The sequence below is a fragment of the Pseudomonas izuensis genome (assembly GCF_009861505.1).
GTDB lineage: Bacteria > Pseudomonadota > Gammaproteobacteria > Pseudomonadales > Pseudomonadaceae > Aquipseudomonas > Aquipseudomonas izuensis.
In genome coordinates this window covers 609-22,816 of the sequence record NZ_WTFT01000039.1, presented here as the reverse complement: position 1 = coordinate 22,816, position 22,208 = coordinate 609, and the positions used below count along the sequence as shown (strand labels likewise).

General features: G+C 60.7%; 19 protein-coding genes. 14 read left to right on the top strand and 5 right to left on the bottom strand.

Features of this window, described 5'->3' with window-relative positions; translation table 11 throughout:
* Nucleotides 1-75: 75 nt before the first annotated feature.
* Nucleotides 76-966, bottom strand: coding sequence for a LysR family transcriptional regulator (locus tag GPL81_RS25935; RefSeq protein ID WP_096510785.1), 891 nt, complete (start codon nt 964-966; stop codon nt 76-78).
* Between the two features lie 401 nt (nt 967-1,367).
* Here GPL81_RS25935 and moaB point away from each other — a divergent pair, with 401 nt between their 5' ends.
* Entirely contained in the window at nt 1,368-1,907 is a 540-nt protein-coding gene (gene moaB, locus GPL81_RS25930; RefSeq protein ID WP_096510787.1) for a molybdenum cofactor biosynthesis protein B, read from the top strand.
* The gene (locus GPL81_RS25925) at nt 1,904-3,109 is read left to right on the top strand and encodes a molybdopterin molybdotransferase MoeA (RefSeq protein ID WP_160109030.1); all 1,206 of its coding nucleotides are present in this window, start codon (nt 1,904-1,906) and stop codon (nt 3,107-3,109) included. Before moaB ends, GPL81_RS25925 begins: the two co-directional genes overlap by 4 nt.
* Before the next feature lie 221 nt (nt 3,110-3,330).
* Here the strand turns inward: GPL81_RS25925 and GPL81_RS25920 are convergent, their stop codons facing one another.
* Complete coding sequence (locus tag GPL81_RS25920) at nt 3,331-4,230, bottom strand: bestrophin family protein (protein WP_160109029.1); 900 nt, start codon at nt 4,228-4,230, stop codon at nt 3,331-3,333.
* 4 nt (nt 4,231-4,234) lie between these two features.
* Nucleotides 4,235-5,233 (bottom strand): GTP 3',8-cyclase MoaA, encoded by a 999-nt coding sequence (gene moaA / locus GPL81_RS25915; protein ID WP_160109028.1) that lies wholly within the window; start codon nt 5,231-5,233, stop codon nt 4,235-4,237.
* 435 nt (nt 5,234-5,668) lie between these two features.
* Here moaA and GPL81_RS25910 point away from each other — a divergent pair, with 435 nt between their 5' ends.
* The 4 genes from GPL81_RS25910 (at nt 5,669) to GPL81_RS25895 (ending at nt 10,728) form a co-directional block, all read left to right on the top strand.
* The gene (locus tag GPL81_RS25910) at nt 5,669-7,993 is read left to right on the top strand and encodes an FdhF/YdeP family oxidoreductase (RefSeq protein ID WP_160109027.1); all 2,325 of its coding nucleotides are present in this window, start codon (nt 5,669-5,671) and stop codon (nt 7,991-7,993) included.
* 137 nt (nt 7,994-8,130) lie between these two features.
* A complete protein-coding gene (locus tag GPL81_RS25905) occupies nt 8,131-9,552 on the top strand; it encodes a cytochrome ubiquinol oxidase subunit I (RefSeq protein WP_160109026.1) in 1,422 nt (473 codons plus the stop codon).
* Between the two features lie 17 nt (nt 9,553-9,569).
* A complete protein-coding gene (gene cydB / locus GPL81_RS25900) occupies nt 9,570-10,586 on the top strand; it encodes a cytochrome d ubiquinol oxidase subunit II (protein ID WP_096510799.1) in 1,017 nt (338 codons plus the stop codon).
* Nucleotides 10,573-10,728, top strand: a complete 156-nt coding sequence (locus GPL81_RS25895) for a DUF2474 domain-containing protein (protein WP_160109025.1) — start codon at nt 10,573-10,575, stop codon at nt 10,726-10,728. Before cydB ends, GPL81_RS25895 begins: the two co-directional genes overlap by 14 nt.
* A 130-nt stretch (nt 10,729-10,858) precedes the next feature.
* Here GPL81_RS25895 and GPL81_RS25890 read toward each other — a convergent pair whose 3' ends face one another.
* Nucleotides 10,859-11,710 carry a CAP domain-containing protein gene (locus tag GPL81_RS25890; RefSeq protein WP_160109024.1) on the bottom strand — a complete coding sequence of 284 codons (852 nt, stop codon included), beginning with the start codon at nt 11,708-11,710 and terminating at the stop codon, nt 10,859-10,861.
* A 141-nt stretch (nt 11,711-11,851) separates the two neighbouring features.
* Here GPL81_RS25890 and GPL81_RS25885 point away from each other — a divergent pair, with 141 nt between their 5' ends.
* The 8 genes from GPL81_RS25885 to GPL81_RS25850 all read left to right on the top strand — a co-directional run bounded on the left by GPL81_RS25885 (nt 11,852) and on the right by GPL81_RS25850 (nt 21,410).
* Nucleotides 11,852-12,472 (top strand): cell wall hydrolase, encoded by a 621-nt coding sequence (locus tag GPL81_RS25885; protein ID WP_160109023.1) that lies wholly within the window; start codon nt 11,852-11,854, stop codon nt 12,470-12,472.
* A 174-nt stretch (nt 12,473-12,646) separates the two neighbouring features.
* The gene (locus GPL81_RS25880) at nt 12,647-13,582 is read left to right on the top strand and encodes a GlxA family transcriptional regulator (RefSeq protein ID WP_160109022.1); all 936 of its coding nucleotides are present in this window, start codon (nt 12,647-12,649) and stop codon (nt 13,580-13,582) included.
* A 168-nt stretch (nt 13,583-13,750) separates the two neighbouring features.
* Nucleotides 13,751-14,725 carry a Nit6803 family nitrilase gene (locus GPL81_RS25875; RefSeq protein WP_160109021.1) on the top strand — a complete coding sequence of 325 codons (975 nt, stop codon included), beginning with the start codon at nt 13,751-13,753 and terminating at the stop codon, nt 14,723-14,725.
* Between the two features lie 260 nt (nt 14,726-14,985).
* Entirely contained in the window at nt 14,986-15,327 is a 342-nt protein-coding gene (locus GPL81_RS25870) for a hypothetical protein (RefSeq protein ID WP_096510811.1), read from the top strand.
* Nucleotides 15,328-15,422: 95 nt separating this feature from the next.
* Nucleotides 15,423-16,679, top strand: coding sequence for a TolC family protein (locus tag GPL81_RS25865; RefSeq protein WP_160109020.1), 1,257 nt, complete (start codon nt 15,423-15,425; stop codon nt 16,677-16,679).
* Complete coding sequence (locus tag GPL81_RS25860) at nt 16,676-17,899, top strand: efflux RND transporter periplasmic adaptor subunit (RefSeq protein WP_160109019.1); 1,224 nt, start codon at nt 16,676-16,678, stop codon at nt 17,897-17,899. Before GPL81_RS25865 ends, GPL81_RS25860 begins: the two co-directional genes overlap by 4 nt.
* Nucleotides 17,896-21,039, top strand: coding sequence for an efflux RND transporter permease subunit (locus GPL81_RS25855; protein ID WP_160109018.1), 3,144 nt, complete (start codon nt 17,896-17,898; stop codon nt 21,037-21,039). Before GPL81_RS25860 ends, GPL81_RS25855 begins: the two co-directional genes overlap by 4 nt.
* Before the next feature lie 11 nt (nt 21,040-21,050).
* On the top strand, nt 21,051-21,410 hold the full coding sequence (locus tag GPL81_RS25850) for a copper-binding protein (RefSeq protein ID WP_160109017.1): 360 nt from the start codon (nt 21,051-21,053) through the stop codon (nt 21,408-21,410).
* A gap of 59 nt (nt 21,411-21,469) precedes the next feature.
* Here GPL81_RS25850 and GPL81_RS25845 read toward each other — a convergent pair whose 3' ends face one another.
* Nucleotides 21,470-21,985, bottom strand: a complete 516-nt coding sequence (locus GPL81_RS25845; RefSeq protein WP_096510819.1) for an HvfX family Cu-binding RiPP maturation protein — start codon at nt 21,983-21,985, stop codon at nt 21,470-21,472.
* Nucleotides 21,986-22,208: the final 223 nt, after the last annotated feature.

The window sequence follows — 22,208 nt, the reverse complement described above, 5'->3', positions numbered from 1 at the left end:
GCTTGTTCCGATGCGCCGATTGGTGATGTCTATCGTTCCGTTCAACGTTGTATTTTTATTCCGATTAATTAGCGTTCAGTTCTTCGATGGAAATAACAGTCGCGCTTCGGCGAAACACTTCTCGGCAATCGCCGAGCGGGGTTCGGTCTTGCGCATGACCAGCCCCAAGGGGGCGAGCACACTGGCATCCGGCAGGTCGATGAACGCCAGATGTTCGATGGGCTCTTCCAGGCCGCTGTTCAGCGGCATGATCGCGCAGCAAAAACCTTCGTGGATTGCCTGGAGCAATTGGTAAGTCGAGTCGCTTTCCAGGATTGGCTGCGGGTTGAGCCCACGGCTGCGGAAACTCAGGTCAATGGATTTGCGGTAGTGCATGCCGTTGCTGATCATCCCCAACGGCAGTTCGGCAGCGTCTTCCCAGCTCATTTGCGTGCCCTCGAAATGGAAGTGCCGGGTGTCATACAGCAGCCCGACGCGGGTCTCGCCGATCTCGAAAAACTCGAAGTAGTTCGGGTTGACGTGATCGAGGTAGCACACGCCCAGGTCCAGCTGGTTATTGCCCAGGCTTTCGATGATCTGGTCGGAACTCAGGGAAGAGAGGCTGAACTTTAGCTCCGGGAAGCGCTGGGACAGGCCCTTGATGTAGGTGACGGGGTTGAAGCTGCTCAGCGGCACCAGGCCCATGCGCAAGTTACCCACCAATTGACCACGGCACGCGGCGGCTTCGGCGAACAGCCCGTCGTGGGCGGCCAGCAGGGTTTTGGCCCACGCCAACACACGTTCACCGGCTTGGGTGAACCCTTCGAAACGCTGGCCACGGGTAACCAGTTCCAGGTCCAGTTCATCCTCCAGATTGCGCAGGCGCATCGACAGGGTCGGCTGGGTGATGTGGCAGCGCGCGGCGGCCTGGCCGAAGTGGCGGGTCTGCTCCAGGGCGATCAGGAACTTGAGTTGTTTGATGTCCATGACGGCACCTGCTGATGGATAAATGGAGAGGTAAGTATTGACGCGAGGGCGCAAGACACAAGATTTGCACTGATGACGATCTCATTGTCGTTGGCGGGCGTCCAATCACTGCTATTTAAAGGGTTATCGATGGGCTCTATCACAGATCCGACAAACCTGTAGGAGCAGCCGGTCGACGCTCGAATGCTCGCGAAAAACGCAAGTGCGCCGCTGGGCATCTGATTTAACGCGTTATCGTTAGCGACCATCGCGAGCGGGCTCGCTCCTACAAGGGTTTTGTTAATCCCGTTAATAGGTGATAGACAGGCTCGATAGTGCAGTTGGTTAGAGTGATTAGACAGTGCTCGTTTCTGCGCTTTAGTCTCTGGAAGTTATTTAATTGATATCAGCCGGAGAGTCCCATGAGCGTTAAACCGGATGCATTGTTTATACCGTTGAATATTGCCGTGCTGACGGTGAGTGATACCCGTGAATATGCCAATGACACTTCCGGGCAACTGCTCGTCAGTCGCTTGCTGGAAGCCGGTCACACCCTGCGCGAGCGCAACCTGCTCAAGGATGACCTGTACAAGATCCGCGCGCAGGTGGCGACCTGGATTGCCGATGACGGCATTCAAGTGGTGCTGATCACCGGCGGCACCGGCTTCACCGGACGCGACAGTACTCCCGAAGCAGTGGCCTGTTTGCTGGATAAACAGATCGATGGTTTTGGCGAGTTGTTCCGGGCGATCTCCATCCTCGACATCGGTACCTCGACTGTGCAGAGCCGGGCCCTGGCCGGATTGGCCAACGGCACACTGGTCTGCTGCCTGCCCGGATCTACCGGTGCCTGCCGCACCGCGTGGGAAGGCATCCTTGCCGAGCAACTGGACGCCCGCCATCGTCCGTGCAATTTCGTCCCGCACCTGAAACCTGTGCAGGCTTGCGGGCCTCGGGGATGAGCGGCTTGCCGCTGTTGCCGTTGGAAGATGCCATCAGCCGCTTGTTGGCAATGGCTGAAACGCAGCGCTTGCAAGACTGCGAAACGGTGCTGCTCAGTGTCGCCCGGCAACGGGTGTTGGCCAATGACCTGGTGGCGACCCTGGACCTGCCGCCGTGGCCGAACAGCGCCATGGACGGTTATGCGCTCAATCTTGAGGGTTGGGATGGTCAGCCGCTGCCCGTGTCGCAGCAAGTGTTCGCCGGACAAGTTCCCGAAGCACTGACGCCAGGAACGTGCGCACGAATCTTCACCGGCGCTCCCGTACCCAAGGGGGCCAATGCTGTGGAGATGCAGGAAAACACCGAAGTGCAGGACGACGGGCGCATCCGTTTCAAGCAGCCTTTCATCTCTGGCTGCAATATCCGCCCGCAAGGCCAGGAGAACCGCGCCGGGGATGTGTTGCTGCACGCTGGCAAACGCCTGGGGCCATTCGAGTTGGCAGTCGCGGCGGCGCAAGGCTGCACCCATGTGCAGGTGGTGCGTCGGCCACGGGTAGCATTGCTGTCCACTGGCAATGAACTGGTCGAACCGGGCATACCGCTCAGGCCCGGCAGCCTCTACAACAGCAACCGCACTTTGTTGAACCACTGGTTGAGTGCCTTGGGTTGCGAGGTCATTGATGCGGGTGTTCTTCCTGACGATGCACGGCAGACGCGGCTCAGGCTCGACCAATTGCAGCACGGGACGGACCTGATCCTGACCACCGGTGGGGTGTCCGCCGGTGACGCCGATTGCCTCGGCCAGGTGTTGCGCGAATGCGGCCAGCCACTGCTGTGGAAACTCTCGATCAAACCCGGAAAACCCCTCACCGTCGGCCAGTTCGGTAAGGTGCCGGTGATTGGCCTGCCGGGTAATCCGACCTCGGCACTGGTGACCTTTGGCTTGTTGGCCCGGGTTTATCTGTTGCGGATCCAGGGTGTCGAAGACGTCGAGCCCTTGAGCTTTGCCGTCACCGTCGGCTTTGCCTGGCCTAAACCGGGAAGTCGACGGGAATACCTGCGGGCCAAGCTGGAATACGGCCGGGCGGTTCTCTATCCGAACCAGAGCTCAGGCGTATTGCTGGGTGCATCCTGGGCTGATGGGTTGGTGGAGGTGCTTGAAGGCCGCACATTGCAGGCCGGCGAAACGGCTCGGTTTATCCCGTTCAGCGCGTTGTTCTGACACCGTGCAAATCCCCTGTAGGAGCGTGCGATGCGGCGACCNNGCCGCATCGCACGCTCCCACAAGGGTTTGTGTCGTCCACAAACATCGCCATCGGCACAAAAACCTGTGGGAGCGGGCTTGCCCGCGATGAGGCCAGCCCATCCAGCATGGATGTCGACCGACCTGACGCCATCGCGGGTAAACCCGCTCCCACAGGGATTGTGTTGTTCTTGAGAGTGTCAGTTCAGTACGAAATCCACCGGCTCCAGTTGCGGAGGCAGTTCCGTCACGCCCAATGCCTCCAGGACATCGCGCTCGATGTTGCGCACGATAGCGTCCGTGGGCAGGTCGTTTTCGTCGCGGCCGAAGGGGTCTTCGAGTTCATCGGCGATCGCATCGAGACCGAAGAAGGTGTAGCTGACAATCGCGGTGAACACCGGCGTCAGCCAGCCCAGGGGTTCGGCCATGGCGAACGGCAACAGGATGCAGAACAGGTAAATGGTCCGGTGCAGCAACAAGGTGTAAGGGAAGGGTAGCGGGGTATTTTTGATCCGTTCGCAGACTGCCTGGGCATGGGTCAGGCCGGTCAGATGGTTGGCCATGAGCGTGTAGCGCCATTCGCTGATCGTCCCGGACTCGTTGAGTGCCGAGCACTGTTGACCGACCTGCAGCAGCACTTGTCCGCTGATGTCCATTGCGCTGCTTTTGGGTAATGGCTGCAACCAGTCACCGCTGGCAGCCAGTTCGTTTTCCTTGCGCAACCGGGCGTTGAGCGCATGGGCGAAACCGCACAGGTTGCTGAGGATGGCGTGTCGTTCACTCGCGTCCTTGATGACCTGGGTTTCGCGAATCATCGAACGGATCTCGACAATCACATCGCCCCACGCCTTGCGTGCTTCATACCAGCGGTCATAGCAGGCGTTGTTGCGAAAGCTCATGAAGATCGACAACGACAAACCGAGCAAGGTGAACGGCGTGGCGCTGACCTTGGAAAAGTAGCTTGGGTGCAAGGTTTCGATGAGCACGATGGCCGAAGCGAGCAAGGTCACCATCAGGCTGCGCCTGGCAATACGTTTGGCGATCGAGCCCTTGAGCGAAGTCAGCACGCCGATCAGGTTGGGTTTGGGTCTGACGATCATGGTTTCAGCCGCCTGTCATGTTCATGAAGCGAACGACCTGGACATCGTCGTTCACTTGAAAATTATGCCGATAAGGCTTGAGTTTCATCGCCTCGATAATGGCTTGTTCCAGGCGTTCGGGCTGACCGGGATGGCTGCGCAAAACCGCCTTCAGATCAACGGAATGCTCGTTGCCCAGGCACAGCAACAGACGACCTTCCACGGTCAGCCGCACCCGATTGCAGGTGCCGCAAAAGTTGTGACTGTGGGGTGAAATGAACCCCAGGCGTATCTGCGGCGCCTCGGCCAGCCGCCAGTAGCGCGAAGGACCCTGGGTCGACTCGGCGGAATCAATCAAAGTGTAGCGTTCGGCAATTCGCTCACGGACCTGGGCACTGGAATAAAACGACTCCGCGCGGCTGTGTTCATGGATGGTGCCCAAGGGCATTTCTTCGATGAAGGAGATGTCGAGGTTACGGTCGATGGCGAAGCTCACCAGGTCGTTGATCTCGTGATCGTTGCGGCCCTTCATCACCACGCAGTTGAGCTTGGTGTTGCGGAAACCGGCCTGGTTGGCAGCGTCGATGCCTTTGATGACCTGTGCCAGATCACCGGTGCGGGTCAGTTCGCGAAAGCGTTGCGGGTCCAGGCAGTCGAGGCTGATGTTCAGACGCTTGACTCCGGCGTCGAACAGGGGCTGCGCAAGCCTGGCCAGCTGCGAGCCGTTGGTGGTCATGCACAGTTCGCGCAGGCCAGGCAGGGCGGCGATCTTCTCGCACAGTTGCACCACCCCCGGACGGATCAGCGGTTCGCCCCCGGTCAGGCGAATCTTGCGGGTGCCCAGCGCGACGAAGCTTTGCGCCACCTGGTAGATCTCTTCCAGGGTCAGCACCCGTTGGCGTGGCAGAAATTGCATGTCTTCAGCCATGCAATACACGCAACGGAAATCGCAGCGATCGGTGACCGACATCCGCAGGTAGTCCACGCGCCTGGCGAACCCATCGATCAAGACTTGTTCCGACATGACAACCTCGCTTAAGCCTGTGTGGTCCCTTGTAGGAGCGAGCCCTGCTCGCGATGGTCGTTAACGATGACGCGTGCTTACCGGGTACACGCGGCGCTCTTGAGTCCATCGCGAGCAGGGCTCGCTCCTACAGGGATTTCATTGATTATGGGTTTGTTGAGCGCAGGCTAAGTGCAACTTGTGAGGTCGTCCAATCACTATTAATAACCGATTGATCGAGTGCATCTATGATGGATTTAGTTGCTGCCTAAAAAACTGTTTAAGTTTCGTAACTATTTGAATAATAACGATAAAAAACAATGATAAATATCCTCGATCACATGGTCGTAAATAGCGATTAGACAGAATTTAGCCGCCATTCATATGCTTTCTCCGTCAACCGATCAATGACCTGAATCGGGTCCAAGCCTGTGTGCATCGTCACGGAGAAGCAGCATGTCTCAAGTCGACCGTTATAAACCCTACAAAGGTGCCGCCGCTGGTTGGGGCGCGCTGATCGCAGTGACCAAGAACTGGTTGGGCAGTGAAAACGCCCTGAAGAACATCCGTGCGATGCTCAAGACCAACCAGAACGGCGGCTTCGACTGCCCGGGCTGCGCCTGGGGCGAGTCGCCGGAAAACGGTATGGTCAAGTTCTGTGAAAACGGCGCCAAGGCCGTCAACTGGGAAGCCACCGGCCGCTTGGTCAATCCGGCCTTTTTCAATAAATACAGCGTCGCGACCCTGTCGGAACAAAGTGATTACTGGCTGGAGTATCAAGGCCGGCTGACCCATCCCATGCGCTACGACGCCACTACTGACCGTTACGTGGAAACCACCTGGGATGAAGCCTTCGCGTTGATCGCCAGGCATCTCAATGCGCTGGAGTCGCCGAACCAGGCCGAGTTCTACACCTCGGGCCGGGCCAGCAATGAGGCCGCGTTTCTCTACCAGTTGTTCGTTCGGGCCTATGGCACCAACAATTTTCCTGACTGCTCCAACATGTGCCACGAAGCCAGCGCCGTCGCGATGATCGAAAGCCTGGGTGTGGGCAAAGGCACGGTGGTGTTCGATGATCTGGAGCACGCCGACGCGATTTTCGTCATCGGGCAGAACCCTGGCACCAACCATCCACGGATGCTCGAACCGCTGCGCGAAGCGGTCAAGCGCGGGGCGCAGGTGATTTGCATCAACCCGCTCAAAGAGCGTGGACTGGAGCGTTTCCAGCACCCGCAGCACCCCATCGAGATGCTGCTCAACGGTTCCGAGCCCACCAATACCGCCTATTTCCGCCCGGCCCTGGGCGGGGACATGGCAATCATGCGCGGCATGGCCAAGTTCCTTCTGCAGTGGGAGCGCGAAGCCCAGGCCACCGGTGGCGAGCCGGTGTTCGACCATGAGTTCATCGCCGAACACACCTCGGGAATGGATGCCTACCTGGCGCAAGTCGATGCCACCGCCTGGGAGCATATCGAGCAGCAGTCCGGCATGACTCTGGCCGACATCGAACTGGCCGCGCGCATGTACGCCCGGGCCAAGCGCGTGATCATGTGCTGGGCGATGGGCCTGACCCAGCACACACACTCGGTGCCGACGTTGCAGGAAGTCATCAACCTGATGCTGCTGCGCGGCAATGTCGGTCGTCCCGGTGCCGGCCTGTCACCGGTGCGTGGTCACAGCAACGTGCAAGGCGACCGGACCATGGGCATCAACGAGCTGGCGCCCACCGAGTTGCTCGATGCCCTTGAAAAACGCTTCTCCTTCAAGCCCCCACGGGAACATGGCCACAACACGGTGATGGCGATTTCGGCGATGGAGCAGGGGCGTGCGAAGGTGTTCATCGGTCTGGGTGGCAACTTCGCCCAGGCCACCCCTGACACCCCGCGCACCCACGCTGCACTGCGCAACTGCGAGCTGACCGTGCACATCGCCACCAAGCTCAATCGCAGCCACCTGGTGACCGGCCGCGAAGCGCTGATCCTGCCGTGCCTGGGCCGTACCGACATCGACATGCAGGCCGAAGGTCCGCAGGGCGTCACCGTGGAAGACACGTTCAGCATGATCCACATCTCCCATGGTCAGTTGAAACCCAAATCGAAGCACCTGCGTTCCGAGCCGGCGATCATCGCCGGCATCGCCGCCGCGACCTTGGGCAATCACCCGATCGATTGGAACTGGGCCATCGGCGACTACGGGCGTATCCGCAACCTGATTGCCGACACCATTCCCGGCTTCGAAGACTTCAACCGGAAGTTGCTGCACCCGGGCGGTTTCCACATGGGCAACAACGCGGCGGACCGCATCTGGAAAACCGCGAGCGGCAAGGCGCAATTCACCCCGAGTGTGTTGCCCGAGCACCTGATCAGCGAAGGCGTGCGCAACCTGGCGGTCAAGCCCCATCTGATCTTGCAGACCATGCGCTCCCACGATCAGTACAACACCACGCTGTACGGTCTGGACGATCGTTATCGCGGGGTCTACGGCATGCGCGATGTGGTGTTCGCCAACGAGCAGGACATCCGCCGGCTCGGTTTCGAACCGGGGCAAAAAGTTGATCTGGTGGCGTTGTGGGACGACGACCGCGAGCGTCGGGTCAGCGGTTTCACCCTGATCGCCTACGACATTCCGGCCGGGCAGGCCGCCGCGTACTACCCGGAGACCAATCCGCTGGTGCCGCTGGAAAGTTACGGTGATCGCACCTACACACCGACCTCCAAGTTTGTCGCCATCCGGCTAGAGCAAGCGAAAACAAGCAGCCTGATTTCGACCTCGGCTGCGTAGCGCCGGTCCCCCAAGACTTTGTAGGAGCGAGCCTGCTCGCGATGACGTCGGCACATTCAACATCAATGGCGCCTGATGCCCCGCAATCGCGAGCAGGCTCGCTCCTACAGTTTAAGATCCGCGATGAGGATTCCGACATGTTTAACCTGCAGGCATTGGACCTGGCGCGGATGCAATTCGCGTTCACGGTTTCGTTCCACATTATTTTTCCCGCCATCACCATCGGGCTGGCCAGTTTCCTGGCGGTGCTTGAAGGACTCTGGCTGAAAACCCGCAACGACACCTACCGTGATCTCTACCATTTCTGGTCGAAGATTTTCGCCGTCAACTTCGGCATGGGTGTGGTTTCAGGGCTGGTCATGGCCTACGAATTCGGCACCAACTGGAGCCGTTTTTCCGACTTCGCCGGCAGCATCACCGGACCGTTGCTGACCTATGAAGTGCTCACCGCGTTCTTCCTCGAAGCCGGATTCCTCGGGGTCATGCTGTTTGGCTGGAACCGGGTAGGGCGCGGGCTGCATTTTTTCTCGACGGTCATGGTCGCCATCGGCACCTTGATTTCGACCTTCTGGATTCTGGCCTCCAACAGCTGGATGCAAACGCCCCAGGGCTTCGAGATCGTCGATGGCCGGGTCATGCCGCTGGATTGGCTGGCGATCGTGTTCAACCCCTCGTTCCCGTACCGCCTGGCACACATGGCGATTGCCGCGTTCGTGGCCACCGCGTTTTTTGTCGGCTCGTCAGCGGCCTGGCATCTGCTGCGCGGCAACGACACCCGGCAAGTACGCAAGATGCTGTCGATGGCGTTGTGGATGGCCTTGATCGTCTGCCCGATCCAGGCGGTGGTCGGCGACGCTCATGGCCTGAATACCCTGGAGCACCAACCGGCGAAGATCGCCGCCATCGAAGGGCACTGGGAAAACCACGGCAACGAAGCGACACCGCTGGTGCTGTTCGGTATTCCCGACATGCAGGCCGAGAAAACCAAATATGCCATCGAGATTCCGTACCTGGGCAGCCTGATCCTGACCCACAGCCTCGATAAACAAATCCCGGCGCTCAAAAGCTTCCCGAAAGAAGACCGGCCCAACGCGACCATCATCTTCTGGAGCTTCCGGGTCATGGCGGGGCTGGGCATGTTGATGGTGCTGGCCGGCGTGCTGGGCCTGGCCTTGCGTCGCAGCGGCGCGATCTACCGCAACCGTTGGTTCCTGCGCCTGATGTTGTGGATGGGGCCCAGCGGCCTGATCGCGATGCTGGCCGGCTGGATCACCACCGAAGTCGGGCGTCAGCCGTGGGTGGTGTATGGCCTGCAACGCACCGTGAATGCCGCGTCCAACCACAGCGTCACGCAACTGAGCATCTCGTTGGCGCTGTTCGTGGTGATCTATTTCTCGGTGTTCACGCTGGGTATCGGCTACATGATGAAACTGGTCGCTAAAGGCCCGAAACCCCATCACGAGCATTCGCCGACGGTTCATTCCGATCAGGTGATTACGCCGCGCCGGCCCCTGTCGGCGGACGCCGAAATCCTCAACGCCGACGCCAGCGTTAATTGAACAAGGGGAATTGAGACATGGGTATTCAAGGTATCGATTTATCGCTGATCTGGGGCGTGATCATCGCCTTCGGCGTGATGATGTACGTGATCATGGACGGCTTCGATCTGGGGCTGGGCATCCTGTTTCCATTGATCCCGGATGCCAGGGAACGTGATGTGATGATGAACACCGTGGCACCGGTCTGGGACGGCAACGAGACCTGGCTGGTGCTGGGTGGCGCGGCGCTGTATGGCGCGTTTCCGCTGGCTTATTCGGTGATTCTCGAAGCGTTGTACCTGCCGTTGATCCTGATGTTGTGCGGCCTGATTTTCCGTGGCGTGGCCTTCGAGTTTCGCTTCAAGGCCAGCCCGGAAAAACGCCACATCTGGGACATGGCGTTCATCGGCGGCTCGCTGCTGGCGACGTTCTCCCAGGGTGTGGTGATCGGCACTTACATTGCCGGCATTCCGGTGATCGACCGGCAGTTCGCCGGTGGTTCGCTGGACTGGCTGGCGCCGTTTCCATTGTTCTGCGGTGTCGGGCTGATCGTCGCCTACGCGTTGTTGGGCAGTACCTGGTTGCTGGTCAAGACCGAAGGCATGCTGGAATCGCGGATGCGCCTGTTCACCCGTCCCCTGGCCTGGCTGTTGCTGGCGGTGATCGGCGTGATCTGCGTCTGGACACCCATCCTGCACCCGGAAATCGCCACGCGTTGGTTCGGCCATGCGCACCTGGCGGTGTTCGGCACATTGGCGCTGCTGGCCTTGCTGGCGCTGTTCGGCTTGCTCAAGACCCTGCGTCAACGCCACACCCATTGGCCGTTCGCCTTCACCTTGATGCTGGTATTTCTGGGCTACATCGGCCTGGCCTTCAGCCTCTGGCCAAACATCGTACCGCCGTCCGTCAGCCTGTGGGCCGCGGCATCGCCGGCGACCAGCCAGTTGTTCATCCTGATCGGCGCGCTGTTCATCCTGCCGATCATCCTGATGTACACGGTCTGGAGCTACTACGTATTCCGCGGCAAAGTGAGGATTGGCGATGGCTACCATTGATACGCGGCAACCGGCACCCGGGCGTTGGTACAAGCGCCTTGGGTGGCTGGTGGTGATCTGGTTGGGCAGTGTGGTTGCGTTGGGTGTGGTGGCGGGTGCATTGCGGATGCTGATGCATGCGGCGGGGATGAGCAGCCACTGACAGAGCCGCCCCTGTAAGAGCGAGCTTGCTCGCGAAAAACGTCTGGACAACGCGATCATCCCGGGGGCACGCGTTATCGTTGACGTCCATCGCGAGCAAGCTCGCTCCTACAGGGGGCACCGGTATTGGGCTATTGCGCCCCAAACATCACCGTCCAGTAAATCCCCGCATCGCTCTTCGGATCCACCGCATACGCCGCACCCATATCACGGAACTGCGGGTTCATCAGGTTCGCGCAGTGGCCGGGGCTGGTCAGCCAGCCGTCGACCACCTTGCGCACGCTGTCCTGCCCGGCGGCGATGATTTCGCCGATCTGCTGGAAGTCGTAGCCGGCCAGTTCCGCCCGGTCACCCGGCGTGCGGCCGTCGCGGTCCTTATGATCGAAGTAGTTGTTGTTGGCCATGCTGCGCGACTGGGTTTCGGCGGCGGTGGCCAGGGTGGCGTTCCAGGTCAGTGGCGTGGTGGCGGCGAAGGATTGTGCGCCGCATTGGCGTGGTCGGCTGCGGGCGACGTTGAGTTCGATCAGCAGCTTCTGACCCTCAGTCTGCCAATCACCCAAGCGCGCGCTCAACAGGGGGCGGGCGACCACGATGCGCCATTCGCGGTCCTGGCGGCTGACGCCGATATCGACGAATTGCGGGTCCAGCACGATCTGGCAAAAACTTTCCTGGATTGCCTTCATCGCCGACGGCGCATCACGGGGGCCGGACAGGCTGATCGCCTGCACGTTTTTCATCGGGTAACCGGCGGTGGCCATGGCCTGTTGCAGATTGCCGATGCTGGGGGCCGTCAGCACCAGTCGCGGATCGGCGGCCAGTGGTGGCAGTTCCGATGAGACCTGACCGCCACACCGCTGCAACTGGCTGCGGTAGAGGTTGATCGATTCGATCAGTTGCGATTCGTCGCTTGCCATGGCGTTGGCAGCGAACAGTAAACCGAGTGATAAACCGGCAAAGCGCATGGCGGACGGTGTGAAGCGCATGGAGATCCCCTTTGGCTGACTGCGCCCATGATGCTAGAAGTTGTTCTTGTTAAGGCAGCGGATTTTCCAGAATTTCGGGACGCGTGTGCAATCATTTCACTACTACACTAAAGCGATCACTCCACCTGAGTCATTCCGACCATGCGCCTCGACTGGATAGCTGTCTGTCTTGCATTGTCAATGCTAGCCGCTCCGACATTCGCTGCGGATCAGGAGCAAAAACAAAAAGTGGCCGAAGACAAGGCCCAGGTGCTGGAGAAAAAGGCGGCGGAAGACAGCAGCCCCGCGCCGGCGCCCAAATCCGAAGCCATTACCCAGTCCGAAGTCCAGGCCGTCGACCCCGCCGGCACCGCGCCGATGGACGACGCCATCACTTGCCTGGCCCGCTCGATCTACTGGGAGGCCAAGGGCAAGGACTCCGCCGACATGGAGGCCGTGGCCAATGTGGTGATGAACCGCCTCGGCCACGAGGGATTCCCGGATACCGTGTGCCGTGTGGTCAAGCAGGGCTCGGAAACCAAGAGTTGCCAGTTTTCCTGGTGGTGTGACGGCAAATCCGACTCGGTGCAGGAGGAGGTGCCTTATGCAATGGCCAAGGAAATCGCGCGCAAGGCGCTGAACAAGCAACTGCCGGATCGCACCGGGGGAGCACTGTATTTCCATGACCGCACGGTGAAGCCGGAGTGGGCCAAGGAGTACGTCAAAACTGCGGAAATCGGTTTGTTCAAGTTTTACAAACCCCAAGGCGGGGATGCCAAGTAGCTAGAACTTCGCATCGATGTCAAACGCAGAATGTGTGAACGAAACCAGCCCACTGTGGGAGCTGGCTTGCCAGCGATGACGATTTGGCAGTCAACGTTGAACTCTATGACCTGACGCCACGCCTGACCTAATATTTGGTTATGCCATTTTTACGGTCATTTCAGGTCACTCTCCATGCACCCCATCGGCCTCATCGTTTACCCCGGTTTCCAGGTCCTCGGCCTGGCCATGTGCGCCACCTTCGAGCTGGCCAACAGCGCCGCCGATGAGCCGGTGTACAGTCTCCATCTGCTTTCCGAAACCGGAGGCCTGGTGGCGACCTCCGCCGGATTCGCCGTAGAAACCACGGCATTCGATTCGCGCCCGTTCGACACGCTGTTGGTGATGGGCGATAACGTCATCCGCCCGGTGTCAGCGGGTCTGGTGGCGTTTTTGCGTCGAGCCGGCCAGAGCACACGACGCCTGGGCTCGATCTGCACCGGCGCCATCGCCCTGGCCGAGGCGGGATTGCTCGATGGCCGAAGGGCGACCACTCACTGGTGCCATGCCGCTTCGCTGCAACGGACCTACCCGAAGGTCAAGGTCGAGGAGGACCGCATCTTCATCAACGATGGCCACATTTGGACTGCCGCCGGCATGAGTGCCTGCGTCGATCTGGCGCTGGCCCTGGTGGAAATGGATCTGGGCGCCGACGTCGCGCGGCGGGTGGCGCGGCAACTGGTGGTGTACCACCGCCGGGCCGGCGGGCAGTCGCAGTTTTCGGTGATGCTGGAACTGCAACCCAAGACCGACCGCGTCCAGGCCGCGTTGACCTATGCCAGGCAAAACCTCAAGTCCGCGCTGTCGGTGGAGGAGTTGGCCAATGCCGCCAACCTTAGCCCTCGCCAATTCAGCCGGGTGTTTCATGCCGAAACCGGTCAATCGCCAGCCAAGGCCATCGAACGCCTGCGGGTGGAGTCTGCCCGGCTGATGATGGAAACCGGTCGGCATTCCATAGACGTAGTGGCGACGGACAGCGGTTTTGGTGATCGCGAACGCATGCGCCGGGCGTTTATCCGGGCGTTCGGCCAACCTCCGCAAGTGATTCAGCGCGCCAATCGAGACGGATAACACGATCTGTAGGAGCAAAGCTTGCTCGCGATGGCGGCATTGAAGACGCTATCGCCGGTAAGTCATGCCGCAATGTCCTAAAAGGTGGTATATACGACATTTGAGCCTTAATATTATTATCGTAATCTTGATCTCACCAAAGCCCACTCCTTGAATGAGATCGCCATCATGACCCTCGTTAAAGCCGCCGCCGTCCAGATCAGCCCCGTGCTCTATAGCCGTGAAGGCACCGTGAACAAAGTCGTGGAGAAGATCCTCGAACTCGGGGAACAGGGCGTGCAGTTCGCCGTGTTCCCGGAAACCATCGTCCCGTACTACCCGTATTTCTCCTTCGTCCAGGCACCGTTCGAAATGGCGGCGGAGCATCTCAAACTGCTGGAGCAGGCCGTCACCGTGCCGTCGGCCGCCACCGACGCCATCGGTGCCGCCGCCCGGGAGGCCGGCATGGTGGTGTCCATCGGCGTCAATGAACGCGATGGCGGCACGCTGTACAACACGCAGCTGCTGTTCGACGCCGATGGCACCCTGATTCAGCGTCGCCGCAAGATCACCCCGACCTATCACGAGCGCATGATCTGGGGCATGGGCGACGGCTCGGGCCTGCGCGCCGTCGACAGTGCGGTAGGGCGCATCGGTCAGCTGGCGTGCTGGGAGCATTACAACCCGCTGGCCCGTTACGCCTTGATGGCCGATGGCGAACAGATCCACGCCGCGATGTACCCCGGTTCGTTCGCCGGCCCGCTGTTCGCCTCGCAGATGGAAGTCAATATCCGCCAGCATGCGCTGGAAGCGGCCTGCTTCGTGGTCAACTCCACCGCGTGGCTCAACCCCGAACAACAGGCGCAGATCATGGCCGACACCGGTTGCCCGATCGGCCCGATCTCCGGCGGCTGCTACACCGCGATCATCGGCCCCGACGGCGTGGTGCTCGGCGCGTTGACCGAAGGCGAGGGCGAGGTGATCGTCGACCTCGACATGGGGCTGATCGACAAGCGCAAACGCATGATGGACTCGAGCGGCCACTACAGCCGCCCGGAACTGCTGAGCCTGTTGATCGACCGTACGCCACATTCCCATGTGCACGAGCGCAGTGCGCATTCGAAGCTGGGTGAAGTGGCGGTTATGGAAGAAGTCAGGGCGTAATGCCGTTCGCTTAATGAAGTCGAGCAGGAAACCTGTGGCGAGGGGATTTATCCCCGTTCGACTGCGGCAGTCGTAAATCCGAACAAGCTCGTCTTTCTAAACGGACGCAGGGGGCCGCTTCGCGACCCAACGGGGATGAATCCCCTCGCCACAGGTTTCTTGTTCGCTTGAAGGTTGTCTTGAGTGCCGATGCGGTGTCGGGTCCTGTTTTGCACAATCGCAATTGTAGGAAACATTACTCGCAGCTAGACTCCTGCTCCATGAAACGTTATCTGCGGTTTTGCCTCGTCTTCCTGATCAGCCTCGCGCTTCCCTTCAGCGCGATGGCGGGCGTTCAGGCACCCGCAGATCCTTGCCCGATGAAAACCATGGGCATGTCGATGATGGGCGATATGGGCATGGACTGCTGCCAGGACATGAGCACAGCGCCAGACCACGGCAAGCCCTGCAAGCCCGGTCAGGAATGCAAGACCGGCGGCATGTTGCAGGTCTCCATCGTCAAACCTCCCGTCACCCTGTTCAGTCCTGTCGTCAGTGCATTGTTCGTCGACGTGCTGCCCGTCCCGACCCCGTCCGGGGTATGGCGACCCCCCCGCGCCTGATTCCTGTTCCACATTGAGCTCCGTTGCGCCTGCGCGCAATGGCGTTGCTGTGCGCTTTTAAAAGCGCGCAGTGGATCACTACAGGAATTTCTTCCATGAACTCCACGTGCTTTCGCACGGGGTGGCCGCTGGCGGCTGCCCTGGTGGCAAGCGTACTGGCCTTGCCGTGCGTTGCTGCCCCGTTGACCCTTGATGAAGCCTTGCGCCTGGCGGATGACAATGCACCGTCGTTGATTGCCCAGGCGAACAAACTCCAGGCGGCCAGGAGCGCCGCGATCCCGGCGGGTGAATTGCCCGACCCCAAGCTCTTGTTGGGCGTACAGAACTTTCCGGTGGGCGGTCCCGATCGTGGGACCCTCGATCACGATTTCATGACCATGCAGATGGTCGGCGTCATGCAGGAAATGTCCAACGGCGACAAACGCCAGGCGCGAACCGCCGTGGCCGATGCCGCCGTCGAGGTGGCCGCCGCCCAAGGTCGTATCGAGCGATTGAATGTGCGGCAATCCACGGCGCTGGCCTGGATTGCCAGCTATGCGGTGGCACTCAAGCAGGCGCTGTTCCAGGAGTTTTACCGCGAGAACAGATTGCTGGCCGAGACCGTTCGCGCACAGATCGCCAGCGGTCGCGCCCAGCCCGCCGACGCCGTCACACCGAAGCAGGAAGTGGCGCAACTGGACGAGCAGCAAGACCAATTGATCCAGCAACGCGCCCAGGCCCGTGCGGCACTCAAGCGCTGGATCGGCCCGGCCGCCAATGCACAACCCGACGGCAATTGGCCGCAATGGCCCATCGACAGGCCGGGTTACCTCCACTCGCTCGAGCATCATCCGCAGCTGGCGGCGATTGCACCCATGACCCGTGAAGCCCAGGCCAGAATCCGTGAAGCCGAGGCTGATAAAAAATCCGACTGGAGTTGGGAGCTCGATTACCAGAAGCGCGGGCGTGAATTTGGCGACATGGTCAGCGTGCAGTTCACCTTCGACCTGCCATTGTTCCCCGAGACCCGGCAAAACCCGAAGATCGCCGCCAGGCGTGCCGAGCTGAATCAACTGGAGGCCGAACGCGACGCACTGGTGCGTGAACACACCGAGCAACTGGAAGCGCAATTGGCCGACTACCAGCGCCTGGACCGTGCGGCGCGCCGCACTCAAGAGAGTCTCTTGCCGCTCGCCAGGGAAAAAACCGAGTTGACCCTGGCCAGTTACCGCGCGGGCAAAAGTGATTTGTCGGCAGTCGTCGCCGCCAGGCGCGAATGGATCGAAGTGCGTTTGAAACAGATCGACATTGACGAACAGAAAGCGTTGACCAGCGCCCGGCTGTATTTCGCTTACGGGGAGGCTGGCCAATGAACGTTGTTCAACGTGTGTTATCGGTCGCTTGCCTGATCGGGCTGGGCGGTCTCGGCGGCTATTGGCTGGCTCGCAGCCCGCTACCCGTCGATCAAGGCAGTCAGCCAAAGGATGAGCGCAAGGTTCTGTACTGGTACGACCCGATGGTCCCGCAGCAGAAGTTCGACAAACCCGGCAAGTCGCCTTTCATGGAGATGGAACTGGTGCCGCGTTATGCCGACGGAGCGGCAGAACCCGCGACGGTTCAGATCGATCCGGGTATGACGCAGAACATCGGCTTGAGGGTGGCAACGGTCACGCGCGGCCCCTGGGTCTCGAGCCTCGACGCGGTGGGCGTGCTGGCTTTCAACGAACGGGATGTGGCGCAGATACAGGCTCGAACGGCCGGTTTCGTCGAGCGGGTCTATTCCCGTGCACCGGATGATGTACTGAAGGCTGGTGCACCCCTGGCGGACATTCTGGTACCCGAATGGGCGGCGGCCCAGGAAGAGTTTCTGGCCCTCAAACGCATGGGCGATGCCGGATTGCTGGCGGCAGCGCGCCAACGCCTGCGATTGACGGGGATGCCCCAGGACTTGATCGCCCAGGTTGAACGCAGTGGCAAGGTGCAGCTCACACAGACCCTCACCACACCGATTGCCGGCGCCTTGCAAACCTTGAATGTGCGGGCGGGCATGACCCTGGCCGCCGGTGAGACCCTGGCCCGGATCAATGGGCTGGCCAGCGTCTGGCTGGTGGTGGCGGTGCCGGAAGCGGTCGCCGGGTCGATCCGGCTCGGGCAAACCGTCGAGGCCAGGCTGGCGACGGTGCCGGACGCCGTTCTGCAAGGCACGATCAGTGCGATCCTGCCGCAGACCAATGCCGACAGCCGAACGGTCAGTGTGCGGGTTGAACTGCCCAATCCCGATGGGCGCCTGCGTCCCGGCCTTACGGCACAGGTGCGGCTGAACAGCGGTGCGGGACAAAACGTGCTGCAGGTGCCGAGTGAAGCCTTGATCCGCACCGGCAAGCGCGTACTGGTGATGGTGGCCGAAGGAGGCGGGCGCTACCGCCCGGTCGAGGTGCAGGCCGGGGCGGAAAACGCCGGGCAGACCGTAGTCCTCAAGGGGTTGCAGGAGGGCCAGCAAGTGGTCACGTCGGGGCAGTTTCTGCTCGATTCCGAAGCCAGTCTCAAAGGTATCGTGGCCCAGCCCGCGGAAACTGCCGGAGGCCAGCCATGATTGCCGCATTGATTCGCTGGTCCGTGGGTAATCGCTTTCTGGTGCTGCTGGCGACGTTGTTCGTCACGGCCTGGGGTATCTGGTCGGTCCAGGGGACGCCGGTCGATGCGCTGCCGGACCTGTCCGACGTGCAAGTGATCATCCGCACGCCTTATGCCGGCCAGGCACCGCAGATTGTCGAAAACCAGGTGACCTACCCCTTGGCGACCACCCTGTTGTCGGTGCCCGGTGCGAAAACCGTGCGTGGCTACTCCTTCTTCGGTGACAGCTTTGTGTACGTACTGTTCGAGGACGGCACCGATCTGTATTGGGCGCGTTCGCGGGTGCTGGAATACCTGAGTCAGGTTCAAAGTCGCTTGCCGGCCAGTGCCAAACCGGCATTGGGGCCCGATGCCACTGGCGTCGGCTGGATTTTCCAGTACGCGCTGGTGGATCGCAGTGGCCAGCATGACCTGGCGCAACTGCGTGCCTTGCAGGACTGGTTCCTCAAATTCGAATTCAAGACACTGCCCAACGTGGCGGAAGTGGCCACGGTCGGGGGAATGGTCAAGCAGTATCAGGTTCAACCGGATCCGCTGAAACTGGCCAGTCTGGGTATCACCCAGGCACAGGTCATTGACGCGATTGGCAAGGCCAATCAGGAAGCCGGTGGCGCCGTGCTGGAAATGGCCGAAACCGAGTTCATTGTGCGGGCTTCCGGCTACTTGAAGAACCTTGATGACTTGCGCGCCATCCCGCTCAAGCTGGGCGTCGGCGGCGTGCCCGTCACCCTCGGCGACGTGGCGACGATTCAACAGGGACCGGAGATGCGCCGCGGTCTCGCTGAACTTGACGGCGAAGGCGAGGCCGTGGGCGGCGTGGTGATCCTGCGCAGCGGCAAGAATGCCCGGGAAACCATCGCCGCGGTGAAAGCCCGACTCGATGAACTCAAAAGCAGCCTGCCGGCCGGCGTGGAGATTGTCACCACTTACGATCGCGGCAAATTGATCGATCGTGCGGTGGAAAACCTCAGCCACAAATTGATCGAAGAGTTCATTGTGGTCGCGCTGGTCTGCGGGATATTCCTCTGGCACCTGCGTTCGGCGCTGGTGGCGATCATCTCGCTGCCGGTCGGGGTCCTGATCGCCTTTATCGTCATGCGTCATCAAGGGATCAACGCCAATATCATGTCCTTGGGCGGGATCGCGATTGCGATCGGCGCGATGGTCGATGCCGCCGTGGTGATGATCGAAAACGCGCACAAGAAAATCGAGGCCTGGCACGCCGCGCATCCCGGGGAAGTGCTCAAAGGTGAAAAGCACTGGCAAGTCATGATCGACGCGGCGGTGGAGGTGGGGCCGGCGCTGTTCTTCTGTCTGTTGATCATTACGCTGTCGTTCATTCCGGTGTTTACCCTCGAGGCGCAGGAAGGTCGGTTGTTCGGTCCCCTGGCCTTCACCAAAACCTATGCCATGGCCGCTGCGGCCGGATTGTCGGTGACGCTGGTGCCGGTGCTGATGGGCTACTGGATTCGCGGCAGGATTCCCGATGAACGACAGAACCCGTTGAACCGCGGGTTGATCCGGCTCTATCAACCGGTGCTGGACGCCGTGTTGCGGCGGCCGAAAATCACCCTGTTGGCAGCACTGCTGGTGTTTGCCAGCGCGTGGTGGCCGATGTCGCGGTTGGGGGGTGAGTTTCTACCACCACTGGACGAAGGCGATTTGCTCTACATGCCCTCGGCATTGCCGGGGTTGTCGGCGCAGAAAGCGGCGCAGTTGCTGCAGCAGACCGATCGCCTGATCAAAACGGTGCCGGAAGTCGAACACGTTTTCGGCAAGGCCGGCCGTGCCGAAACCGCGACCGACCCGGCACCGCTGGAGATGTTTGAAACCACCCTCCAGTTCAAGCCCCGTGAGCAATGGCGCCCAGGCATGACCCCGGAAAAACTCGTGGAAGAACTGGACCGGGTGGTCCGGATACCGGGGTTGACCAACATCTGGATTCCGCCGATCCGCAACCGCATCGACATGCTCGCCACGGGCATCAAAAGTCCGATCGGGGTGAAGGTGGCCGGGAACGATCTGGCGCAGATCGATGCCGTCACCCAGGGCATTGAGCACGCGGCCAAAGGTGTAGCCGGTGTCAGCTCGGCGCTGGCCGAACGCTTGACCGGAGGGCGCTACATCGATGTGGACATCGACCGTCAGGCGGCGGCCCGCTACGGGCTCAATATCGCAGATGTGCAGTCGATCGTGGCCGGCGCCATCGGCGGGGAAAACGTCGGGGAAACCATCGAGGGCCGGGCACGGTTCCCGATCAATGTGCGTTATCCGCGAGAGTGGCGCGATTCCCTTGGCGCTTTGGAGCAGTTGCCGATCTACACACCGCTGGGAAGTCAGATCACGCTCGGCACGGTGGCGAAGGTCAAGGTCACCGAGGGGCCACCGATGCTCAAAAGCGAAAATGCGCGGCCGTCCGGATGGGTGTACATCGACGTTCGGGGACGGGACATCGCATCGGTGGTGGCCGATTTGCGCCGAGTGGTCAGCGAACAGGTCAAACTGCAGCCCGGCATGAGCCTGAGCTACTCCGGCCAGTTCGAGTTTCTGGAACGGGCCAATGCGCGCCTCAAGCAGGTGGTGCCTGCCACGTTGCTGATCATCTTTGTCCTGCTCTATCTGACATTCGCCCGGTTTGACGAAGCCTTGTTGATCATGGCGACGCTGCCTTTGGCCCTCGTCGGTGGCGTGTGGCTCCTCTATTGGCTGGGCTACAACCTGTCAGTCGCCACGGGCGTCGGGTTCATCGCGTTGGCGGGTGTGTCCGCCGAGTTTGGCGTGATCATGCTGCTGTATCTGAAAAACGCCTGGGCCGAGCGAATCGATGCGGGTGATTGCACCGAGTACGGCTTGATGGCGGCAATTCGCGAAGGCGCCGTGCAACGCGTCCGCCCCAAAGCCATGACGGTCGCCGTGATCATTGCCGGCCTGTTGCCGATCCTGCTGGGCAGCGGCACCGGCAGCGAAGTCATGAGCCGTATCGCTGCGCCCATGGTCGGCGGCATGATCACCGCGCCGCTGCTCTCGCTGTTTGTCATTCCGGCGGCGTATCGCCTGATGCGCCGTCGCCCGTTATCCCAACCCACCTCATGTCCATAAGGAAACATCCAATGAAACTGACTCGAATCGCGGTAACAGGCACGCTGGTGGCACTGTCATTTTTTGCCCGTGCAGAAGAAATGCCCGGTATGAAGATGGGTGCCGACGCCATGGAGGGCACGCCCATGAAGCAGCCGGCAGCCTCGCCCGTAGCCAGTGCCTCGGGAGCGATCAAGGCGATCGACAGTGCCCGGCACAAGGTCATCATCGCCCATGGGGCGGTGCCTGCACTGCAATGGCCACCGATGACGATGGGGTTCCAGGCGACGGAGGCGCAATTGGCAACGGTAAAAGTGGGGGATCAAGTGAACTTCAAGTTTCAACAGGAGGGCGCGGCGGCAACGATCGTATCGATTGATGTAGCGAAATAAAAAAAAGGCGGTGCGAATCGGATTCGCACCGCCTTTGTTCTGTTCTGTCAGGCCGGCATTCAGGCGTGACTGCGACGCCAGAAGAACCGCGCCAGCAATGCATCGAGGCTGAATTTTCCAGGACCCGAGAGCACCAGAGGCACCAGAGCCGCGAGGTAGATCAGCGGCAGTTTGAAGTTTCCGTAGCCTTTATTGGTGATGGAGTACCCCTGGGCCAGTTCGCTCAAGCTCGACCAGTCGGCGGGCCAATGCACGGCGGCGGTCGCGACAACGGTGACGACGATCAGGCTGATCGCCGAAAACCGCGTGGCCAGCCCCACCAGCAGGGCGAGGGCGCAGATCAATTCCACCCACATCGACAGCTCCCAGTTCAGCGTGGCCGGAAGGTGGTCGAACGGAAACGGGAAGCGGTTCTGGATGTCGGCAAACCAGTTCTCGCCATTGAATTTTTCCAGGCCCGATTCGAAGAACTCCCAGGCGAGGAATACCCGCAGCGTCAGCGGCGCGATCCAGCTACCGGCACGGTCAAGGTTCAGGTGCAGGCCTTTGACGGCCGATGAAATCAAAGTGCTCATGGACAGGGTCTCCTTCAAGTCAGGGATGTCGGGCAACGGTGGGCCCGCTTAGCGCAAGGATCGGCTTGGCCAATCGACAGGTGAATTTCATCAGGCGGGTGTATCTGCGATGTGTCCCTTGCGCGGGGCTTTGAAGGTTTGTTGTGTCAGAGGCGGGGCTGTACACACTTTGATACGTAACCGATCCCCAATACACCGCCCACTCCCACAGTGATTTGGGTGG

Excerpts from the sequence above, each read along its gene's own strand:
- GPL81_RS25935 (WP_096510785.1), bottom strand. The coding sequence starts at position 966 with ATGGACATCAAACAACTCAAGTTCCTGATCGCCCTGGAGCAGACCCGC.
- moaB (WP_096510787.1), top strand. The coding sequence starts at position 1,368 with ATGAGCGTTAAACCGGATGCATTGTTTATACCGTTGAATATTGCCGTG.
- GPL81_RS25925 (WP_160109030.1), top strand. The coding sequence starts at position 1,904 with ATGAGCGGCTTGCCGCTGTTGCCGTTGGAAGATGCCATCAGCCGCTTG.
- GPL81_RS25920 (WP_160109029.1), bottom strand. The coding sequence starts at position 4,230 with ATGATCGTCAGACCCAAACCCAACCTGATCGGCGTGCTGACTTCGCTC.
- moaA (WP_160109028.1), bottom strand. The coding sequence starts at position 5,233 with ATGTCGGAACAAGTCTTGATCGATGGGTTCGCCAGGCGCGTGGACTAC.
- GPL81_RS25910 (WP_160109027.1), top strand. The coding sequence starts at position 5,669 with ATGTCTCAAGTCGACCGTTATAAACCCTACAAAGGTGCCGCCGCTGGT.
- GPL81_RS25905 (WP_160109026.1), top strand. The coding sequence starts at position 8,131 with ATGTTTAACCTGCAGGCATTGGACCTGGCGCGGATGCAATTCGCGTTC.
- cydB (WP_096510799.1), top strand. The coding sequence starts at position 9,570 with ATGGGTATTCAAGGTATCGATTTATCGCTGATCTGGGGCGTGATCATC.
- GPL81_RS25895 (WP_160109025.1), top strand. The coding sequence starts at position 10,573 with ATGGCTACCATTGATACGCGGCAACCGGCACCCGGGCGTTGGTACAAG.
- GPL81_RS25890 (WP_160109024.1), bottom strand. The coding sequence starts at position 11,710 with ATGCGCTTCACACCGTCCGCCATGCGCTTTGCCGGTTTATCACTCGGT.
- GPL81_RS25885 (WP_160109023.1), top strand. The coding sequence starts at position 11,852 with ATGCGCCTCGACTGGATAGCTGTCTGTCTTGCATTGTCAATGCTAGCC.
- GPL81_RS25880 (WP_160109022.1), top strand. The coding sequence starts at position 12,647 with ATGCACCCCATCGGCCTCATCGTTTACCCCGGTTTCCAGGTCCTCGGC.
- GPL81_RS25875 (WP_160109021.1), top strand. The coding sequence starts at position 13,751 with ATGACCCTCGTTAAAGCCGCCGCCGTCCAGATCAGCCCCGTGCTCTAT.
- GPL81_RS25870 (WP_096510811.1), top strand. The coding sequence starts at position 14,986 with ATGAAACGTTATCTGCGGTTTTGCCTCGTCTTCCTGATCAGCCTCGCG.
- GPL81_RS25865 (WP_160109020.1), top strand. The coding sequence starts at position 15,423 with ATGAACTCCACGTGCTTTCGCACGGGGTGGCCGCTGGCGGCTGCCCTG.
- GPL81_RS25860 (WP_160109019.1), top strand. The coding sequence starts at position 16,676 with ATGAACGTTGTTCAACGTGTGTTATCGGTCGCTTGCCTGATCGGGCTG.
- GPL81_RS25855 (WP_160109018.1), top strand. The coding sequence starts at position 17,896 with ATGATTGCCGCATTGATTCGCTGGTCCGTGGGTAATCGCTTTCTGGTG.
- GPL81_RS25850 (WP_160109017.1), top strand. The coding sequence starts at position 21,051 with ATGAAACTGACTCGAATCGCGGTAACAGGCACGCTGGTGGCACTGTCA.
- GPL81_RS25845 (WP_096510819.1), bottom strand. The coding sequence starts at position 21,985 with ATGAGCACTTTGATTTCATCGGCCGTCAAAGGCCTGCACCTGAACCTT.